This window comes from Orrella marina (assembly GCF_003058465.1).
Lineage (GTDB): Bacteria > Pseudomonadota > Gammaproteobacteria > Burkholderiales > Burkholderiaceae_B > Algicoccus > Algicoccus marinus.
Window position 1 is genome coordinate 2,859,988 of record NZ_CP028901.1, and the last position, 19,676, is coordinate 2,879,663.

Here is a 19,676-nt window from a genome sequence, read left to right on the forward strand (position 1 = left end):
GGGGTCCTGATACCGTCGTCCCCGCCAAGGTCTGGCGGGGGTGGGTTTTACCGAACAGTAGTCACCAGCACTGTCATTACATCGGCGATGGCCTGGGCGTATCCTTCGTGCTAGCCGGCAGTGTCGGATAGACAACCTCGGGTTGATCGCCCGTGAGTGTGTGGAGGAAAGCTGTAATGGACTTGACCTCATCGTCAGTCAGTTCGGTACCGAGCTGACTAGTACCCATGATGGCAACAGCTTCTTCCAGATCCCACACCTCACCGCTATGGAAATACGGTGCCGTCAGCGCAATATTACGCAGTGGACCTGCGCGAAAGACATACTCATCAGATGCCGTGTTTGTTACCATAAACCGCCCACGATCCTCTACGGGCAGGATGTCGGCACCGGGGCGCTTGACCACACCGAACGGGAAGTAACCCTGACCACCAAAGTTTATGCCAGAGTGACAGGCCACGCAGCCCTTGTTGATGAAGTTGTTCAGTCCGGCAATTTCGGTCACGCTCAATGTGTCCTTACCAGCAAGAAACTCGTCAAACCTGGCGTTCGGAGTGATCAGCGTCGCTTCAAACGCCTCAATCGCAGTGGCCATATTGTCAAAGGACACCGGCTCCTGGTCTTGCGGGAACGCTTTGGCAAAAAGTTCCACGTACTCAGGAATGCTCCTTAACGTCACCTCAACGTGTTCAGGTGTCGCGTTCATTTCGACACTAGCCTGGATGGGGCCTTTAGCCTGCTCTGCCAGATCTGCCGCACGACCGTCCCAGAACTGGGCAGCATTGAACACCGCATTCAAGACCGTTGGCGAGTTACGTGGTCCTTTCTGCCAGCCATGCCCAATCGAGACGGGAATATTGTCTGCACCGCCCGTCCCTACGCTGTGGCAGGTGTTGCAACTGATGATGTGACTTGCTGACAGACGTGGCTCGAAAAACAGCCAGCGACCGAGTTCCACCTTGGTCGGATCGACCTGACGCTCCTGAACCAGCACCTCAACTTGTGGAATCGGCTGGAAGAACTGCCTGGAGAGTTCGCGCAACTGGGCTGTATCAACTTCAGAAGCCATACTCTGCGCGCTAAAGCCACACATCAGCGACAAGGCAACGGTTGAGAGTCTTGCTTTCATGGGACACCTCTAGTCTTGTGTTGTTATGACCCATGTAACCATTTTTTGAATAGGGCTATTCTGATATAAATCAACCCGACATTCATTCCTGAACTGCTTAATGACACTCCTTGTTTCACATCAGAATCCCTGCCCCAACGCGTGGCAATATGCCGACGCTGCCGATCAACCAGCCCTGCTCCCAAGTCGCCTGCCACGCAGATACGCATACACATCCTGAACCAGCGGAGGGGCTGCCAGCACGAACAGAAACAAGGCAATCGGGATCGTCATCTGGTACCCGTACGCCTTGAACGAGTAAGCCCCCACAATCCCGCCAACCAGAAATGACGCAAAGACAGAGAGGTGGATGGCCAGTTTGCTGCGATTTGCCCGTACGTTCTGCTCGGGTGTGTGGTGCCGGCTTCTGTTCCAGTAAAAAAGCCGGCCAAGCTCAATTCCGATATCCGTCACGATTCCTGTCATGTGCGTCGTCCGGATCTCCGCACGCGACACCTTGGTCATCAGGGCATTCTGCAACCCCATGATGTAGCAAAGCAAGATAAACGTCGTCGGGACAAAAACTTCCACCAGGACATTCAGGTTGGCACCTAACAGACCGAATATGAGAAGCAGAAATGCTTCCAGCGACAAGGAGAGCGCGTATTCGCTATGCAATCCCTGGCGACGCGTCCAGTTAATGAACACCGACGTGGTTGCCGCCCCAACCACGAAGCTTGCCAGTGCTACTACACCTGCAAACACCACTTTGAGTTCACTGATGACCAGGTCATCAGCAATACCAGAGATGATGCCAGTCATGTGAGAGGTGTACTTCTGGATCGCCAGAAAGCCGCCCGCGTTGACTGCACCTGCGACAAACGCCATGAAAACGCCCAGGACCCGATTTGTGCGGTGATCCCGGTTCTTGCCAGTGAGTCGAATATAAAAAGAAAACATGGGTGCAGCAGTGACAGGCGAGTTGGAATCTGAAGCGGATGACCACAGCCTGACTGGCCGACACAAGACGTTCCAAAGGCATGCGAGCCATCCATATGGCGACTGCATCGCAATGATCCAGTGCCACCCTGAAGGTAACACGCTAAAGGTAACCATTTTTTGTTTGAACGAGTGATCTGTCGACCTGTTACGGGAATCCTGACGGGCCAGCACGGGTCTGCGGTCGGCATGTTTTTTGCTAGAGCCATGTGTATTGGCCAAGCGAACGCGAAGTAATACGAAGCAAGAAAGGAGGAACCCGGCATGAACGACATGGCCCAGCCTGGGCGCGCACCTGACCCACACCACCCTGGTCCCGTTTTTTCAGTTGACGACACAGCCCGGGCCTGGGTTCCTCATGGACGTTTTGTTATCACAGGCACCCCCAACGGCAGCCTCAACGGTCTGACGTTTGCTGCCAAGGATATCTACGATATTTCTGGCCATCGAACGGGTTTCGGCAACCCAGTCTGGCTCGATACTCACCAACCTGCGACGCTAACCAGCCCGGTCGTCCAGTCGCTTCTGGACGCTGGCGCCAAGCTTTGCGGCAAAGTGATCACTGATGAACTGGCTTACAGCCTCAATGGTGACAATGTTCATTACGGAGCGCCTCTGAACACCCTGGCACCGGGGTGCGTACCGGGCGGCTCGTCCAGCGGATCTGCGGCTGCAGTTGCAGCGCAGTCCGTGGATTTTGCGCTCGGCACCGACACCGGTGGATCGGTCCGGATTCCTGCCAGCTACTGTGGCGTCTGGGGCATCCGGACCACGCATGGAGCAATACCCGTCGCAGGAGTGATGCCGCTGCAGCGATCGTTTGATACCGTCGGCTGGCTTGCCAGCAAAGCGAGCGTGTTCGAACGGGTCGCGCAGGTGCTACTGCCCTCAACCCGACACCATTTCGATCGAGTACTGCACTTTGACGAGCCGTGGCAGATCGCCGATGAAGATCTTCACCCCTTGCTTGAGGCAGTCCAGACCTGCGTGGCAGAGATGCCTGGCATCAAACTCGGAACAGCCAGTCCACTTGCACAGAATCAGGACCTCGAGACCTGGCGCATGGCTTATCACATTGCTGGTGCGTACGAGGCATGGAAAGCACATGGCGAATGGATTGAACAACACCACCCTGCTTTCGGTGATCCCATCGCAAAGCGATTTCGCTTCGCGAGCACGGTCACACACGCACAGGCAGACGCCGCCAAGAGCGAGATGAGCCAGATCCGCAAGGCTGTTCGGGAGGTCTTGCAAAACAACGGTGTCATGGTGCTACCATCCTCGGCCAGCACTGCACCGTACATTGACGCGACCCCGGAAGAAGTCGATCAGGTGCGCATGCGAACGATGCGCATCACCTGCATTGCAGGTCTTGCAGGACTACCGCAAGTCAGCATCCCGCTCAAAACAGCCGAAGGAAAGCCTGTGGGCATCTCACTGCTCGGACCAGCAGGCAGTGACCTGGCACTGTTGCGTCTGGCTATCAAGACAGCAACAACCTTGAGTCAGTCCTGAGTCAGTCCTGTGCGATGCTAGTCAGGTCGCGATAGCTATCAGAATGGTCGGCGTATTCGACGAGACACTGAAGCGCACGAGTGCGGGATAGACTGCAAGCGCACAGCAAAAAGCCCCTCAGAGGGGCTTTTTGAATGATGGTCGGGGCGAGAGGATTCGAACCTCCGACTCCTGCGTCCCGAACGCAGTACTCTACCAGGCTGAGCTACGCCCCGACGTCGGGCATGCTACTGGTTCAGATCTGGGCAACAGGATTGCCGTGTCGCGAACCAGCACCGGGAAATTGAATTTCGTATGAACCATCTGCGCCATCTGAATCAGACCCAGAATGTAAGCAGACGTGAATTTCAAGACTACGGATTCTAACAGGTTTTACAGAGCAGTTTTCTGGAACCTGGCTACGTCAATGATCTCGATCAACCGAAACATGGGCAATACTCACCAGCAAATCCTTCCAGCTCCCTTGCGCCACACCCCCGAGTGCCTCAATTGCACGATCGACCTCCCGCATCGCCGCCCGGCGTGTATGCTCCAGCGCATCAGTCTGACGGATAGCATGCGCCACTCCCTCGAAGTCGCCACTACCATTCTCGATAGCCGAGCGAATCAACGCCTTTTGCTCCTCAGTACCCACCGTCAGCACTCTTAGCAGTGGTAGTGTTGGTTTGCCCTCGCGCAGATCATCACCGACGTTCTTGCCGATCGCTTGCACGTCTCCAGAGTAATCGAGCAGATCGTCAACCAACTGAAAAGCTGTACCGAGGTGTCGGCCATAGCTTGCCATCGCATCACACTGCTCTTCGGAAACGTCCGACAGGATTGCACCACACCGCGCAGCAGCCTCGAACAACTTGGCGGTCTTGTAACGAACCACGGTCAGATAGCGGTCCTCTGTCACGTCCGGATCATGAACATTAAGGAGCTGCAGGACTTCACCCTCGGCAATGACCGTTGTTGCCTCAGCCATGGTGCGCATGATCGGCATGCGATCGATATCGACCATCATCTCGAAAGCGCGGGAGTAAAGATAATCGCCCACCAGCACACTGGCCGGGTTGCCGAATACCGCATTGGCCGTGGACCGGCCGCGACGCAGATCAGACTCGTCAACGACATCATCATGCAGCAATGTGGCCGTGTGGATGAACTCCACAATTGCCCCCATGAGCGCATGCTGTTCGCCCTGATAGCCACACGCCTTTGCCGAGAGCAGGACGAGTGCCGGCCGCAGACGCTTGCCGCCCGAGCCAATGATGTAATCACCAATGGTTCTGATCAGCACAACGTCCGAATCAAGCCGCTTGCGGATGGCAGCATCCACAGCTTTCATGTCATCGGCGATTGGCGCCAGGAGTTCCGAGAGAGAATGAGCAGACAATTTCTTTGACTTTCAAACGGTTAAATGATATTATCACTGGTTCGGAAATTTCCGAAATACTAAATTCAGGCAAACCAAGAGGTTAACCCATGTACGCGGTCATAAAAACTGGTGGCAAACAGTATCGCATTGCTACCGGCGAAAAACTCAAGATAGAACAGATACCGGCGGAGATTGGGCAAGAAATTACCTTGGACGAAGTACTGTCAGTTGGTGAAGGCGATCAGATCAAGATCGGAACGCCTCACGTTGACGGTGCCGTTATCAAGGCCACAGTTCTTGCGCACGGTCGCCACGACAAAGTCAAAATCTTCAAGATGCGTCGTCGCAAGCACTATCAGAAGCGGCAAGGTCATCGTCAAAACTATACGGAAATCCGTATCGAGTCGATCACTGCCTGATTCAGGCACACTCGATTGCTAAGGAGTCAAACATGGCACAGAAAAAAGGCGGCGGCTCAACCCGCAACGGTCGCGATTCAGAATCGAAGCGACTTGGCGTCAAACGCTACGGTGGCGAACTGATTTCGGCCGGTTCCATTATCGTTCGTCAGCGCGGTACAAAGTTCCACCCCGGAGTCAATGTCGGCATCGGCAAGGACCACACACTGTACGCACTGACAGACGGCAAGGTCAAATTTGCAGTCAAAGGTCGACTGAACAAGTCGACGGTTTCGATCATCTCAGAATAATCGAAGCCCTCCCAGGAGCGTGGCCCTGTCGATTTCGGCAGGGCTTCTTTTTTTGAAGAATAGATTATGAAATTCGTCGACGAAGCGACCATTGAGGTCATCGCAGGAAAGGGCGGCAACGGTTCCGCAAGCTTCCGGCGGGAGAAGTTCATCCCGAAGGGGGGACCCGATGGCGGAGACGGCGGCCGCGGCGGCAGCGTCATTGCCAGAGCCGACCGCAACATCAACACGCTCGTCGACTACCGTTTCGCTCGCAAGCACCTCGCTCGCAACGGCGAGAACGGACGAGGCTCGGACCAGTACGGAGCCGGCGCAGACGACGTGGTGCTACGCATGCCCGTTGGCACCATGATCTACGACGCAGAAACCAATGAACTGCTGCACGATCTTGATACACACGGTCAGACCGTCACACTGGCAAAAGGTGGACAGGGCGGGCTGGGGAACATCCGTTTCAAATCCAGCATCAACCGCGCGCCACGACAGTTCACCCCGGGCGAAGACGGGGAACAGCGGCGCCTGAGGCTAGAGTTGAAAGTACTGGCTGATGTCGGTCTGCTTGGCATGCCCAATGCAGGCAAATCGACTCTCATCAGCAAAATTTCCAACGCGCGCCCCAAAATTGCAGACTACCCGTTTACCACTCTGCACCCGAATCTCGGGGTTGTCAGAACCTCAGCCGAGCGAAGTTTTGTGGTGGCGGACATTCCCGGACTGATCGAAGGAGCGTCTGAAGGAGCAGGACTCGGCCACCTGTTTCTAAGACACCTGAGCCGCACCCGCATCCTGCTGCACCTTGTTGACCTCTCGAACCCGGATCCGGATGCTGACCGCATTTCACAGGCCGTCAAAGAGATGCAGGCAATCGAGAAGGAACTGCAGCGCTACGACCAGGCCTTGTTTGACAAGCCAAGATGGCTCATCTTGAACAAACTCGATATGGTGGAAGATCCAGAGGCTGCACGCGAGGCGTTTCTCGCATCCAGCCAGTGGAAAGGCCCCGTATTCACCATCTCGGCCCTGACCGGAGACGGCACTCGGAAACTGATCTACGCCCTTCAGGATGCGCTGGATGTCGCGCGTGACAAGCAGCACCTTGAAGACGGGGTGACTGGCGATGAAGACGTCGAGATCGACCCCAGGTTTGACCCCACTCGAGGAGATCAGCAGTGAATATGGACAGCGTTTCGGCAGCCGATGCGCTCAGTAAAAGCAATCGCCTGGTCATCAAGATCGGCTCCACACTTGTGACCAACAACGGACAAGGCATTGATCTGGATGCCGTTGCCCACTGGTCATCCCAGATCGCGACTTTGCGGCAGATGGGCAAGTCCGTGCTACTGGTGTCGAGCGGCGCCATCGCTGAAGGCATGGCCCGACTAGGGTGGGACAAACGTCCCAAGGAGATGCACGAGCTCCAGGCAGCAGCCGCAGTTGGCCAGGTCGGCCTCGCACAGGCCTATGAGACCGCGTTTGCCGCGCACGGGCTCAGAACCGCACAGATCCTGCTCACACACGAAGATCTGGCAGACCGCCTGCGTTATCTCAATGCCAGATCAACATTGTTTTCTTTGTTGCGGCTCGGGGTGATCCCTATCGTCAACGAGAACGACACCGTTTCGACCGACGAGATCAAGGTGGGGGACAACGACACCCTGGGCGCCCTGATCACCAATCTGGTGGAAGCCGACGCCCTGATCATTCTGACAGACCAGTCAGGACTTTATGACGCCGATCCACGCAAGAATCCAGACGCAAAGCTGGTCCGTTATGCCAAGGCAGGTGACCCGGCGCTGGAGCAGATGGCGGGTGGTGCTGGCAGCCATCTCGGCAAAGGGGGCATGCTTACCAAGGTCCTGGCAGCCAAACGGGCTGCTCGCAGTGGTGCACACACGGTCATCGCATCCGGCCAGGAGAAAGGCGTTCTGCTGCGACTGTGCCACGGGGAATCGATTGGCAGCGTGCTGCTTGCCAGCCAGCCCGTGTGGTCGGCACGCAAGCAATGGATGGCTGATCACCTGAGACTGCGCGGACGCGTCACACTGGATGCGGGCGCCATCCGGGCCATTATGATCGACGGTAAAAGCCTGTTACCCATTGGCGTGAAGGCCATTGATGGCGTGTTCGAGCCAGGTGATCTGGTGTCCTGTGTTGATACGGATGGTCACGAACATGCCCGGGGTCTGATTAACTACTCCGCCTACGACGCGCGTCAGATCATCGGCAAACCCAGCCACCAGATCCCGCAGATTCTGGGCGAGATGACCCCTTCCGAGTTGATCCATCGGGACAATCTGGTTGTGCTGACGCCCTTCTGACGTACGATCAGGACGAACCACCGCCTGCTGCAGACGTCAGACGATCCTTGCAATCGCCACTTGTGATTGACATGCCTGACCGGCCTCAGTCCGGGCGCGCACTGAGCGCGTCTGACAAGGCCTGCGCCGCTGCCGCATCGATAACCGGTATCGCAAACGTTCCACCAGCAATGGGCTGATCGACAGGCATGACAGAAACAAGTTTCGACCGCTCCAACAAGGCGATGTATCCTTGCCATCCACCAGGCGCTCTGGCAAGCAGCTTTCCAGGCAGCGAGGGTTTGCGCACAACACTCGAGACTTGCTCTGGCGCACGGGTCGCACCGGCGAGGCGCCGCGCTGCCACCGGTTCAAGTTTGACCCCCACAAAGTACTGCTTGCCTGCATCCACCATGGGAGCAGCCATTTCGATGGATGCCCCAGTGAACAGGGCAGATTGCTGAACATAGATCTGTGGGTCGCCCAGTGGTCCGGTCCGCAAGTTCCAGTCCGCATAGGGCGTAAAACTGGCCAGATGGAAAGTCAGGTCTTCACGAGGATCCTGCAGTGGATACGCTGCCTCCCACATCGCTCCACAGCCGACAAGCAGCGTCAGGCAAACCATGCCTGCCAGTCGGCTGATATGGCGGGCAAATCCGTTCACCCCTGACAACGTTTTGAATATGAGTGTTTCCACCATAGGCTCCAGCGCAACAAGCCTCTATACTAACGTGGTCAACGCAGGGGGTACTGGGCCAGGACGGCCCGGTTGAGAGAGTCCCTTCGCACCAGTACGGATAATGCCGACGCTGGGAGCGCGTTTCGTAAAGTACGAATCCATCCCGACTCGGCTCCATTTTCTTTGGAGCTTCAATGAACGCCAATCCAAAATTTCTCGCTGCAACCGCTCAGGTTGACAGTGCTGCCGTTGCACCTCTGCCCAAGTCACGCAAAGTCTACGAAACAGGATCACGCCCGGACATCCGTGTCCCGTTCCGGGAGGTCGATCAATCAGATACCTCGACATCATTTGGTGGTGAAAAAAACCCTCCATTGACGATTTATGACACCAGTGGCCCGTATACGGATCCCCAGGCTGAAATCGACATTCGGAAGGGATTGCCTGCGATTCGCAAAGCATGGATCGAGGAGCGCAACGACACCCAGGTTCTGTCTGGCCCGACCAGCCATTACGGTCAAGAGCGTCTGACAGACCCCTTGCTCTCGGCCATGCGCTTTGACCTGCAACGTCCACCCCGGCGTGCCCGAAGCGGTCACAACGTGACCCAGATGCACTATGCCCGTCAAGGCATCATCACCCCTGAGATGGAGTTCGTGGCCATCCGTGAGAACCAGCGTCTTGAGCACTACATCGAGGCGCTGCGCGCAAGCAGTCCGATCGGTGACAAGCTGGTTCAGCGGTTGCTGCGCCAGCACCCGGGTCAGTCTTTTGGCGCGTCCATCCCCGCCAAGGTCACGCCCGAGTTTGTGCGTGACGAGGTTGCCCGCGGCAGGGCGATCATCCCGGCCAACATAAACCACCCCGAATCAGAGCCAATGGCCATCGGGCGAAATTTTCTGGTAAAAATCAACGCCAATATTGGCAACTCGGCCGTCAGTTCCGGGATTGCCGAAGAGGTGGAAAAGATGACCTGGTCCATTCGCTGGGGTGGCGATACAGTCATGGATCTTTCCACAGGCAAACACATTCATGAAACCCGTGAGTGGATCATCCGCAACTCACCTGTACCGATCGGAACGGTGCCGATCTACCAGGCACTCGAGAAGGTCAACGGCAAAGCGGAAGACCTGACCTGGGAGATCTTCCGTGACACCCTGATCGAACAGGCCGAACAGGGAGTGGATTATTTCACGATCCACGCCGGCGTCAGACTGCCGTTCATCCCGATGACCGCAGAGCGACTGACCGGCATTGTGTCGCGTGGCGGTTCAATCATGGCCAAATGGTGTCTGGCTCATCACCGGGAAAGTTTCCTCTACGAGCATTTCGAGGACATCTGCGACATCATGAAAGCCTACGACGTTGCATTCTCGCTCGGCGACGGACTGCGTCCCGGGTCCACCTATGACGCCAACGACGAAGCCCAGTTTGCTGAGCTCAAGACGCTAGGTGAGCTGACCAAGATTGCGTGGAAGCACGACGTACAGGTCATGATTGAGGGTCCGGGTCATGTGCCCATGCACATGATCAAGGAGAACATGGAGTTGCAACTCGAGCACTGCGACGAGGCACCGTTCTACACGCTGGGCCCCCTGACAACCGACATTGCGCCCGGCTATGACCACATTACCTCCGGCATCGGTGCCGCACTGATCGGCTGGTATGGCACTGCAATGCTCTGCTATGTAACGCCCAAGGAGCACCTGGGCCTGCCAAACAAGAAGGACGTCAAGGACGGCATCATCACCTACAAGATTGCTGCCCATGCTGCGGATCTCGCCAAAGGACACCCCGGGGCCGCCATCCGGGACAATGCGCTATCGAAGGCCCGATTCGAGTTCCGCTGGGAAGACCAGTTCAATCTGGGACTGGACCCGGACACGGCCAAAGAGTTTCATGATGAAACGCTGCCCAAAGACTCCATGAAAGTGGCGCACTTCTGCTCCATGTGCGGCCCACACTTCTGCTCCATGAAAATCACCCAGGATGTCAGAGAGTATGCAGAGAAACTGGGAGTCGACGAAGCCGCGGCCTTGCAGAAAGGTATGCAGGAAAAAGCCGTGGAATTTGTCTCAAAGGGTTCACAGCTTTACCAGAAGACCTGAAACCAGAGCAATCAGGCGGGGCACAGCGCACGCTCGTGATCCCCGCCCGCTGATATCCCTCAGGAGGAAACAGCTGAGCCGTCGGCCCACTATCCCACCTTCTCGCACCTTCCTGCCTTGGTGATTAGCCGAGCACCGGCGCAAGCGAGCGCTGGAGCTCATCTTCCGAACGTCCACTGCGCTGCGCATAATCTCGCAACTGGTCCTCTCCGATCACGCCGACATTGAAATACTGCGACTTCGGATGGCTGAAGTAAAAACCTGAAACACTTGCTGCCGGGTGCATTGCATAGCTTTCCGTCAGCTGCATGCCGATTGCCTCGGCCTGCAGCACCTCAAACATCTCTCGCTTGACCACGTGTTCCGGACAGGCGGGATAGCCTGGCGCCGGGCGAATACCTTGATAGGCCTCGGCAATCAATTGACTGTTATCTAGTTCTTCATCGGCGGCATAGCCCCAGAGATCACGACGCACACGGGCATGCAGGGCTTCCGCGAACGCCTCGGCGAGTCTGTCTGCAAGTCCCTTGAACATGATCGCCGAATAATCATCGTTGGCTGCCATGAACTGGGCCTCCTTCTTCTCCACACCGAGACCCGCTGTCACGGCAAACAACCCGATGTAATCAACGACCCCGCTGTCTTTGGGTGCGATGAAATCAGCAAGGCACTTGTTGTCGACACCTTCGCGCTTGACGCCCTGCTGCCTCAGCCCCCTCCAGGTAAACAGCACTTTCTGGCGACTTTCGTCTTCATAGACCTCAATATCGTCATCATTGACCTGACTGGCGGGATAAAACGCCATCACACCGCTGGCAGTAAGCCAGCGACCTTCAACAATCTTGCGCAGCATGGCCTGGCCGTCAGCGAACACCTTGCGCGCCTGTTCGCCGACCACGTCATCATCCAGAATCGCAGGATACTGTCCAAACAGACTCCAGGTCTGGAAAAATGGCGTCCAGTCGATGTACTCGGCGAGTTGAGCCAGATCATAGTTACGAAACTCACGACGGCCAATGAACTTGGGTCTGGGCGGTATGTAGGCACTCCAGTCAATCTGCGGTTTGCTCTTGCGAGCATCCTGAATCGGCATCAGCGGCGTCGTCCGCCTGTTAGCGTGCCGGCGCCTGACTGTCTCATAGTCCTCGGCGAGTTGGTCAATGTAGGTCTGGGCATTGTCAGACACGAGGTTCTGGGCAACACCGACACAACGGCTTGCATCCGGCACATAAATCACAGGACCGTCATAGTTGGGTGCGATCTTGACAGCGGTGTGTACGCGACTCGTGGTCGCGCCCCCGATCAGGAGCGGAATTTTGCGCGAACGGAAGTACTCATCACGCTGCATCTCGCTCGCAACATAGGCCATCTCTTCAAGACTGGGTGTGATCAGTCCCGACAGACCGACGATATCGGCACCTTCTTCCCTGGCACAGTCAAGGATCTGGGTCGCCGGCACCATCACCCCCATGTTGACCACTTCAAAGTTATTGCACTGCAAGACCACGGTCACGATATTTTTCCCGATATCGTGCACGTCTCCTTTGACCGTGGCGATCACGATTTTGCCCTTGGCTCTGACATCTCCGCCAGCGGCTTCGATCTGCTTTTTCTCTTCCTCGATGAACGGAATCAGGTGACCGACGGCCTGCTTCATGACCCGGGCAGACTTCACCACCTGGGGCAGAAACATCTTGCCCTGCCCGAACAGATCACCCACCACGTTCATGCCGTCCATCAATGGCCCTTCAATGACCTCGATAGGACGTCCGCCACGTTGTTCGATCGCCTGTCGAATCTCTTCGGTATCTTCGACGATAAAAGTGGTGATTCCGTGAACCAGCGCATGCGAGAGCCGCTTCTCGACACTTTGCTCGCGCCAGCTCAAGTCTTCCTGCCTGCGAGATGCGGAGCCTTTGACGGTGTCTGCAAACTCAACCAGACGCTCGGTGCTGGTGCGCTCATCCTGCGGATCCGTTCGCCCGACCGGACTCTCACGATTAAGCACCACGTCTTCTACCAGATCCCGCAGCACCGGATCAAGATCGGCATAGACACCCAGCTGGCCAGCATTGACAATGCCCATGCTCAAGCCTTCACGGATCGCGTAGTACAGGAAGACGGTATGAATCGCTTCGCGCATGGGCTCATTGCCGCGAAACGAAAAACTCACATTCGATATACCACCCGAGAGTCGTGCGTACGGCAGATTTTTGCGAATCCAAGCGGCGCCCTGGATGAAATCAACTGCGTAATTGTTATGCTCTTCAATCCCCGTCGCGATCGCAAACACGTTTGGATCAAAAATGATGTCCTCTGGCGCGAAACCCACCTCCCGGGTCAGCAGCTCATAGGCACGCTGACAGATTTCCTTACGACGAGCCAGCGAGTCGGCCTGCCCCTGCTCATCAAATGCCATGACCACTACCGCGGCTCCGTAAAGCCTGCAGAGCCGAGCCTGCTCCAGAAAGGACTCCTCTCCCTCCTTGAGCGAGATCGAGTTGACGATCGGCTTGCCCTGAACGCACTTCAGGCCCGCCTCGATCACCGACCACTTGGAGCTGTCGATCATGATGGGCACACGCGCGATATCAGGCTCGGACGCGATCATATTAAGGAACCGGGTCATGCAAGCCTGGGAATCAAGCATGGCTTCGTCCATGTTGATGTCGATGATCTGCGCCCCGTTCTCGACCTGCTGACGGGCGACATCGAGCGCTTGCTCATAGCTCTCCTCACGGATAAGCCGCGCAAACATCTTGCTCCCTGTCACGTTGGTGCGTTCCCCCACGTTAATGAACAGGGATTCTTCATCAAAATTCAACGCTTCGAGCCCGGAAAGGCGGGTTTTCACCGGCACATCAGGCACCTGGCGTGGCGAGAGTGGACGAACCTTGTTCGCAATCTGTGCAATATGCTCGGGTGTCGTTCCGCAACAGCCACCTGCCATGTTGACCAGACCTGCCTGGGCAAACTCCAGCAAACGGTCAGATGTGTCTTCAGGCGTCTCATCAAACCCCGTATCGCTCATCGGGTTTGGCAGTCCAGCATTGGGATACACGCAGATGTATGTGTCACAGATTTTGGACAATTCCGCGATGTAAGGACGCATTAACGCCGCTCCGAGCGCACAGTTCAGACCGACGGTGACCGGGCGGGCGTGACGCACCGAATTCCAGAACGCCTCGACCGTCTGACCCGACAGGATGCGTCCAGACGCGTCGGTGACCGTGCCAGAAACCATGAGAGGCAAGCGCTCATGACGCTCATGAAATACAGACTCCACCGCAAAAATCGCAGCTTTGGCATTGAGCGTATCGAAGATCGTTTCAATCAGAATCAGATCTACGCCGCCATCGAGCAGCCCACGGACCTGCTCGGCATACGCTTCATGGAGCTGATCGAACGTGACATTACGGGCGCCAGGATCATTGACATCGGGGGAGATAGACGCAGTTCTAGGCTGAGGCCCCAGCGTTCCCGCAACAAATCGTGGCTGCGCGGCAGAGCTGTACTGGTCACGGGCGGCACAGGCAATTCGCGCAGACTCCAGATTCATCTCGTAGGCCAGACTCTCGAGACCATAATCTGACTGAGCGATGGTGGTCGCACCAAATGTGTTGGTTTCGATCACATCGGCACCTGCCTCGAGATACTGGCAATGAATCTCGCGAACGACCTCAGGCCGGATCAGCGACAGCAGTTCGTTGTTGCCCTTCACATCCTTGAAGTGGTCTGCGAACCGCTCGCCCCTGAAGTCCGACTCACTGAACTTGTAGCGCTGGATCATGGTTCCCATCGCACCGTCCAGGATGAGAATGCCGGACTGCAATCGTTCGACAAACGCGCGTCCACGGGTGTAATCACTGATCGGATATGGAATTCTTGGATATGACATGGCGAATGGGCCTTGATCGCTCGAATCCCCGATATTCATTCTGTCACGTCAGAAATACCGGGCAATGTGAGAGGTGAAATAGTGTGATGGATAGAAAAGTCAACCCGCAATCGTAACAAACCAGAAGATCGACTCTGGCAGAGACCCAGACGGCTCAGGGCCATCTCAATGGTGCCACCATGCTACAGTTCGCCTGCTCTGGTGCTTTCAGCGCATACGGTCAAGCCACGAAGCAGACGCATGTGCCGGGAAAGTTAATTGGGAAACAGGAAGCGATGTCATCGCCAGCCTGTGCTGCCCCCGCAACGGTCACCAGACAACGGGTTCCTGTCTACAGGAACCCGTTGTCTGCCAGCCCGATACCAGCCAGACAGGTGGGCCTGTGTTTTGAGTGCAGGCCTGGTGAGTGCAATCGACGTGCGGGGACGCACGTCAGACACGAGACTTCAGCATGACATCCCCATTTCGCCCGACGCTGGCCGTGAGCACATTCTGTGCCCTGCTGGCTCCCCTGCCTTTACTTGCTCCGGTGGCGCTTGCCCAAACTGGCACGTCTACAACAGATACGGCTGTTAAGCCGGTATCACCGCCTGCAGGCCAGAACGACCTAGCCCAGACGTTCTCTCCGATCATTGTCACCGCGACACGCACCCCCCAAACCCTCAGCCACACGATTGGTGACGACTCGGTGATTGACAGCGAGATCCTGCAAAAAACCCCAAGCGCCACGCTCGGAGACGTTCTGGGACGCGAGCGCAGCATCGGAATCGTCGAGTACGGCGGCCCGCAAACACTCACCACCATCAACGTGCGTGGCACCAACAGTCGCCAGAGCCTGGTCATGATCGACGGCATGCGAGTCAATTCACCGACCAACGGTCTGCCTGTTCTGAACGCTATCCCGCTCAATGCAATCGAACGCATCGAGATTGTGCGTGGAGCAGCCAGCAGCCTGTACGGGGCCAATGCAATGGGCGGGGTCATCAACGTCATCACGCGACAGCCCGCCGATCGCCCACTGAGTGGCTACATCAACATGGGTGTGGGCTCCTATGGAACAACAGAGTATGACGCCGGACTCTCAGGCAGCCAGGATATGTGGTCCTACAGTCTGTACGGAGGTTACGGGCAAAGCGGCGGATACCAGGCAACCAACGGAGACTATCCGTTTGCCAACAACGCAGACAAAGATTCCTACTACCGCAGCAATATCGGTGGACAGATCGGCCTGACCTGGGCCCCTGATCAGACGATTTCCGTCCAGACGCTGCAGTCAAGGGTCAACGGTGGGTACGACTCGTTTGACCCGGTCTATAACGACCGGGGCATCCAGACGCTGGGCAATACGATCATCACATCCCGCAACCGAATCAATGACCGGTGGCTGAGCACGCTGTCAGGCAGCTTTCTGGACGAAAAGAACGAAACACGCACCGATCCGAAATCCGGACCACCGGGCTACTTTCAATCCAGTCAGGCCCAGTACCTCTGGCTCAACACGCTCGACATTGCGGCCGACCAGACGCTCAACGTGGGGCTGGAGCGCCTCGAACAGTCCGTCAACGGGAGTGACGCAGGTCGCCCGGTGCAGTTTGCACAGGACTCGATTCATACCAATTCGGTGATGGCGAATTACACCGGCAAGTGGGGGGCACACCGGATCCAGGCCAGTCTGCGAAATGATGACAACTCCCAGTACGGCAATTTCACAACCGGCAGCCTGGCGTATGCGTACGAGTTCGCCCGTGGCTGGCAGGCCAGTGTCGCCATGAACAATGCGTTTCGCGCGCCGACGTTCAGTGAACTTTACTACCCGGGCTTCAGCAATCCGGATCTCGCGCCGGAGAAGTCACGTAACTACGAGATTGGCCTACGCTACACCCATCAGTCAGGCAAGCTGTCGCTGGTGGGATATCACAACCGCATCACCGATCTCATCGCCTCCGAAGCCCCGACCTACATTCCCCAGAATATCCAGAACGCGACCATCAAAGGAATGACCTTCTCCTTCGAGCAGTGGGTGGGAAGCCAGACCCAGGTCTATGGCAGTTTTGACCTGCTGAGTCCCTATAACAACTCGACCGGAAAACGCCTGCCTTTCATTGCTCAGCGAACGCTGCGTCTGGGGGCTGAGCATCGCATCAACGACCTGACACTGGACGCTGACTGGATGCTCACAAGCGACCGAAGTGACGGCACCGCCGTTCTGGGTGGCTATGGGCTGCTGAACCTGGGCGTTCAGTATGCTGTCTCGCGTCAGGTGTCGGTTCAGCTGCGCTGGAACAACGTGCTAGGCAAGGACTACACTCTGGTCAGAGGCTACAACACCCCTGGTTCGAATGTGTTCTTCAATGTCCGCCTGGAGATGTAAGTTGCATTCTTTGCGCAGATTGCGCCGAACAGCCTGGTCATGCAACCAGGTTGCGGCTCTCCTGCTCCTGATCCCAGCGATCTGCCTGATCACCCCGGCCTGGGCTGCCCCAAGAGTCGTTACCCTCACTCCACACGCAACCGAGATGGTGTTCGCTGCAGGTGGCGGTGACATGATCGTCGCAACCGTCAACGCCAGCGACTTCCCGGAACAGGCCAGACATATCCCCCGGTTCGGGGATGGTATTCACACCAGTCTCGAAGAAATTCTTCGCTGGGAGCCTGACCTCATCGTCAGCTGGCCATCCCTTTACACAGACCGGTTGCAGCAACTCGGCAAGCAGGTGCTGCTCAGCAGGCCGACCTCACTGGATGAAATCGCAAGCGATATTGAGAGGATCGGGCTGCAACTGGGAACGCTCTCGCACGCAAGGGAAACCGCGTTGGCCCTGCGCGAAGAAATCCGGAGCCTGAGTGCTCTGACCGATGAAAGTCAGTCCACTTCCTCAACCAGAGCACCAGGCAGGACATCCAGTCGTTCCTCACCGACATCGGCAACACCAGCATCGATCGTGACAGTCGTCGTACTGGCCAGCGCCGATGGTCAGGTGGTGATGGGTGCTGACCCACTGATCAACCAGGTCATCGAACTGTGCGGCGGAACCAATCCATTTGGCAGCAGTCAGCTAATTACCCCGCGAGCCAGTCTGGAGGGTATCATTTCAACCCATCCCGCCTTGATTGTGAGCGGTTCGACGCCTGCGGCATCGATCAAGGCAGTCGCACCCGTGCGGCTGATCGACCCTGACTGGATGTATCGCCCTGGCCCGCGTTTTGTTCTGGCTGCCAGGCAGTTGTGCAAGGCCATCGAAACCGCCAGGCATGAAACGAGCAAGACAGATACCAGGCCCGATCAATCGAGGGATTATTCCCGTCATAATTGAGCGATGATCAAGCAAATCGCCCGCGAGGACAGAAATTGATGAGTGAAAAAGACGGCCTGATTATCGCAGGCAAAACATATCAATCCAGACTGCTAGTTGGTACCGGCAAGTACCGGGATTTTGCGCAGACACGCGAGGCGCTGGATGCCAGTGGTGCAGAGATCGTGACTGTGGCCATCCGTCGCACCAATATCGGACAGAACGCGGGTGAGGAAAGCCTGCTAGATCATGTGCCAGCCAGCAAATTCACCCTGCTTCCCAACACGGCCGGGTGCTACACGGCAGAGGATGCCATCCGGACCCTTAGGCTCGCGCGCGAGCTGCTTGATGACCATCGCCTGGTCAAGCTCGAAGTGCTTGGCGACCCCAAGAGTCTGTTTCCGAACATGCCCGAGACTCTTCAGGCGGCAAAAACACTGGTCGCCGAAGGTTTTGAGGTGATGGTCTACTGCACCGACGACCCGATCCAGGCTCGCATGCTGGAAGACATTGGCTGCGTGGCCATCATGCCACTTGCGTCGCTGATCGGCTCGGGAATGGGGATTCTCAATCCCTGGAATCTGCAACTGATCATCGAGCAAGCCAACGTTCCAGTTCTGGTGGATGCCGGTGTGGGCACCGCCTCGGACGCGTCCATTGCCATGGAACTCGGTTGCGATGGTGTTCTGATGAATACGGCCATTGCCGGTGCAAGGGATCCGATTCTGATGGCTACCGCCATGAAGAACGCCGTGCTCGCCGGCCGCCAGGCCTACCTGGCTGGTCGTATCCCTCGAAAGATCTATCAGGCAAGCCCGAGTTCGCCCACTGCCGGGATGATTACCGGACAAGGTGCCTGACACCATGTCCACGGCACCTCCGAACATTCTGACAATCGCCGGCGTTGACCCATCTGGCGGAGCTGGCATCCTGGCGGATATCAAAGCCATGAGCGCGCTGGGTGGGTACGCCTGCGCGGTCGTGGCGGCCCTGACAGCGCAGAATACCCGAGCAGTCACTCACATTAGTCCGGTACCGCACGAGTTTGTCAGCGCCCAGTTGCAGACATTGTTTGACGATGTAACCATTCACGCCACAAAAATTGGCATGCTTGGTCAGGCACCGGTTATCCGTGCGGTTGCATATGAACTGGCTCGCCATCCGGTCCCACATGTGGTCCTGGATCCCGTCATGGTCGCCAAAAGCGGTGACATGCTGCTAGAGCCAGACGCCGTCGGTGAATTGCGTGAGGCCATGCTGCCACTTGCAACACTGATCACGCCCAACCTGCCAGAAGGCGGCGTACTGACCGAGCGCAGAGCACCCGATAATCTGCGAGAAATGCGGATCATGGCAGAGCGCTTGCGTGAAACAATGACATATCAGGGACATCGCTGGGTACTCCTCAAGGGCGGTCACCTGCCCGGCAATGAGACAACAGACTTGCTGCACGACGGCGACGTCATGATCGAGCTGCCAGGGCAACGCATCGATACCCGAAATACCCACGGGACCGGCTGCACCCTCTCAGCCGCGCTGGCCACCCTGCTCGGACGAGGCGCGGACATGGAACAGGCTGCGAAACAGGCCAAGGCATACCTGATCAACGCGATTGCACACGCTGACGAACTCCAGGTCGGCAGTGGTCATGGTCCAGTGCACCACTTTTACGAGTTATGGTCCCAGTGACTAGTACAATCAATTCTCCCA

Annotated in this window: 15 protein-coding genes, 1 tRNA gene and 1 riboswitch; of the genes, 10 read left to right on the forward strand and 6 right to left on the reverse strand. The window is 56.8% G+C overall.

Going from position 1 to position 19,676, the window contains the following annotated elements; all coding sequences use genetic code 11:
* Positions 1–76: 76 nt before the first annotated feature.
* Together DBV39_RS12955 and DBV39_RS12960 are read right to left on the reverse strand one after the other, a co-directional pair.
* Entirely contained in the window at positions 77–1,129 is a 1,053-nt protein-coding gene (locus DBV39_RS12955; RefSeq protein ID WP_108621884.1) for a cytochrome-c peroxidase, read from the reverse strand.
* 165 nt (positions 1,130–1,294) lie between these two features.
* The gene (locus DBV39_RS12960) at positions 1,295–2,068 is read right to left on the reverse strand and encodes a YoaK family protein (RefSeq protein WP_108621885.1); all 774 of its coding nucleotides are present in this window, start codon (positions 2,066–2,068) and stop codon (positions 1,295–1,297) included.
* A 303-nt stretch (positions 2,069–2,371) separates the two neighbouring features.
* Between DBV39_RS12960 and DBV39_RS12965 the strand changes: the two genes are divergently transcribed.
* Positions 2,372–3,622, forward strand: coding sequence for an amidase (locus DBV39_RS12965; RefSeq protein WP_227870622.1), 1,251 nt, complete (start codon positions 2,372–2,374; stop codon positions 3,620–3,622).
* A 138-nt stretch (positions 3,623–3,760) separates the two neighbouring features.
* On the opposite strand, the gene DBV39_RS12970 is transcribed toward DBV39_RS12965, so the two are convergent.
* Together DBV39_RS12970 and ispB are read right to left on the reverse strand one after the other, a co-directional pair.
* A tRNA-Pro gene (locus DBV39_RS12970) sits at positions 3,761–3,837 on the reverse strand.
* Between the two features lie 188 nt (positions 3,838–4,025).
* Positions 4,026–4,952: an octaprenyl diphosphate synthase gene (gene ispB / locus DBV39_RS12975; protein ID WP_108621886.1), complete on the reverse strand. Its 927-nt coding sequence runs from the start codon at positions 4,950–4,952 to the stop codon at positions 4,026–4,028.
* 137 nt (positions 4,953–5,089) lie between these two features.
* Between ispB and rplU the strand changes: the two genes are divergently transcribed.
* From rplU to proB, 4 genes are all read left to right on the forward strand, one after another.
* On the forward strand, positions 5,090–5,401 hold the full coding sequence (gene rplU, locus DBV39_RS12980) for a 50S ribosomal protein L21 (RefSeq protein ID WP_108621887.1): 312 nt from the start codon (positions 5,090–5,092) through the stop codon (positions 5,399–5,401).
* Between the two features lie 32 nt (positions 5,402–5,433).
* On the forward strand, positions 5,434–5,691 hold the full coding sequence (rpmA, locus tag DBV39_RS12985) for a 50S ribosomal protein L27 (protein ID WP_108621888.1): 258 nt from the start codon (positions 5,434–5,436) through the stop codon (positions 5,689–5,691).
* A gap of 66 nt (positions 5,692–5,757) precedes the next feature.
* Positions 5,758–6,864, forward strand: coding sequence for a GTPase ObgE (gene obgE, locus DBV39_RS12990; protein ID WP_108621889.1), 1,107 nt, complete (start codon positions 5,758–5,760; stop codon positions 6,862–6,864).
* Between the two features lie 2 nt (positions 6,865–6,866).
* Complete coding sequence (gene proB, locus DBV39_RS12995; protein ID WP_108621890.1) at positions 6,867–8,009, forward strand: glutamate 5-kinase; 1,143 nt, start codon at positions 6,867–6,869, stop codon at positions 8,007–8,009.
* 85 nt (positions 8,010–8,094) lie between these two features.
* Here proB and DBV39_RS13000 read toward each other — a convergent pair whose 3' ends face one another.
* Positions 8,095–8,688, reverse strand: a complete 594-nt coding sequence (locus DBV39_RS13000; protein ID WP_108621891.1) for a hypothetical protein — start codon at positions 8,686–8,688, stop codon at positions 8,095–8,097.
* A 173-nt stretch (positions 8,689–8,861) separates the two neighbouring features.
* Between DBV39_RS13000 and thiC the strand changes: the two genes are divergently transcribed.
* Positions 8,862–10,775, forward strand: a complete 1,914-nt coding sequence (gene thiC / locus DBV39_RS13005; protein ID WP_108621892.1) for a phosphomethylpyrimidine synthase ThiC — start codon at positions 8,862–8,864, stop codon at positions 10,773–10,775.
* 124 nt (positions 10,776–10,899) lie between these two features.
* Here the strand turns inward: thiC and metH are convergent, their stop codons facing one another.
* A complete protein-coding gene (metH, locus tag DBV39_RS13010) occupies positions 10,900–14,673 on the reverse strand; it encodes a methionine synthase (protein ID WP_108621893.1) in 3,774 nt (1,257 codons plus the stop codon).
* 182 nt (positions 14,674–14,855) lie between these two features.
* Positions 14,856–15,058: riboswitch (cobalamin riboswitch) on the forward strand.
* Between the two features lie 66 nt (positions 15,059–15,124).
* Between metH and DBV39_RS13015 the strand changes: the two genes are divergently transcribed.
* From DBV39_RS13015 to thiD, 4 genes are read left to right on the forward strand one after another with little or no spacing between them, the layout of a single operon-like run.
* Positions 15,125–17,044: a TonB-dependent receptor domain-containing protein gene (locus DBV39_RS13015; RefSeq protein ID WP_108621894.1), complete on the forward strand. Its 1,920-nt coding sequence runs from the start codon at positions 15,125–15,127 to the stop codon at positions 17,042–17,044.
* 1 nt (position 17,045) lies between these two features.
* Positions 17,046–17,987 (forward strand): ABC transporter substrate-binding protein, encoded by a 942-nt coding sequence (locus DBV39_RS13020; RefSeq protein WP_159078948.1) that lies wholly within the window; start codon positions 17,046–17,048, stop codon positions 17,985–17,987.
* Between the two features lie 38 nt (positions 17,988–18,025).
* Positions 18,026–18,826, forward strand: coding sequence for a thiazole synthase (locus DBV39_RS13025; RefSeq protein ID WP_108621896.1), 801 nt, complete (start codon positions 18,026–18,028; stop codon positions 18,824–18,826).
* A gap of 4 nt (positions 18,827–18,830) precedes the next feature.
* Positions 18,831–19,655, forward strand: a complete 825-nt coding sequence (gene thiD, locus DBV39_RS13030; RefSeq protein WP_108623269.1) for a bifunctional hydroxymethylpyrimidine kinase/phosphomethylpyrimidine kinase — start codon at positions 18,831–18,833, stop codon at positions 19,653–19,655.
* Positions 19,656–19,676 lie beyond the last annotated feature (21 nt).

What these genes read in the sequence shown, in the direction of transcription:
- DBV39_RS12955 (WP_108621884.1), bottom strand. Translation starts at nt 1,129, where the DNA reads ATGAAAGCAAGACTCTCAACCGTTGCCTTGTCGCTGATGTGTGGCTTT.
- DBV39_RS12960 (WP_108621885.1), bottom strand. Translation starts at nt 2,068, where the DNA reads ATGTTTTCTTTTTATATTCGACTCACTGGCAAGAACCGGGATCACCGC.
- DBV39_RS12965 (WP_227870622.1), top strand. Translation starts at nt 2,372, where the DNA reads ATGAACGACATGGCCCAGCCTGGGCGCGCACCTGACCCACACCACCCT.
- ispB (WP_108621886.1), bottom strand. Translation starts at nt 4,952, where the DNA reads ATGAAAGCTGTGGATGCTGCCATCCGCAAGCGGCTTGATTCGGACGTT.
- rplU (WP_108621887.1), top strand. Translation starts at nt 5,090, where the DNA reads ATGTACGCGGTCATAAAAACTGGTGGCAAACAGTATCGCATTGCTACC.
- rpmA (WP_108621888.1), top strand. Translation starts at nt 5,434, where the DNA reads ATGGCACAGAAAAAAGGCGGCGGCTCAACCCGCAACGGTCGCGATTCA.
- obgE (WP_108621889.1), top strand. Translation starts at nt 5,758, where the DNA reads ATGAAATTCGTCGACGAAGCGACCATTGAGGTCATCGCAGGAAAGGGC.
- proB (WP_108621890.1), top strand. Translation starts at nt 6,867, where the DNA reads ATGGACAGCGTTTCGGCAGCCGATGCGCTCAGTAAAAGCAATCGCCTG.
- DBV39_RS13000 (WP_108621891.1), bottom strand. Translation starts at nt 8,688, where the DNA reads ATGGTGGAAACACTCATATTCAAAACGTTGTCAGGGGTGAACGGATTT.
- thiC (WP_108621892.1), top strand. Translation starts at nt 8,862, where the DNA reads ATGAACGCCAATCCAAAATTTCTCGCTGCAACCGCTCAGGTTGACAGT.
- metH (WP_108621893.1), bottom strand. Translation starts at nt 14,673, where the DNA reads ATGTCATATCCAAGAATTCCATATCCGATCAGTGATTACACCCGTGGA.
- DBV39_RS13015 (WP_108621894.1), top strand. Translation starts at nt 15,125, where the DNA reads ATGACATCCCCATTTCGCCCGACGCTGGCCGTGAGCACATTCTGTGCC.
- DBV39_RS13025 (WP_108621896.1), top strand. Translation starts at nt 18,026, where the DNA reads ATGAGTGAAAAAGACGGCCTGATTATCGCAGGCAAAACATATCAATCC.
- thiD (WP_108623269.1), top strand. Translation starts at nt 18,831, where the DNA reads ATGTCCACGGCACCTCCGAACATTCTGACAATCGCCGGCGTTGACCCA.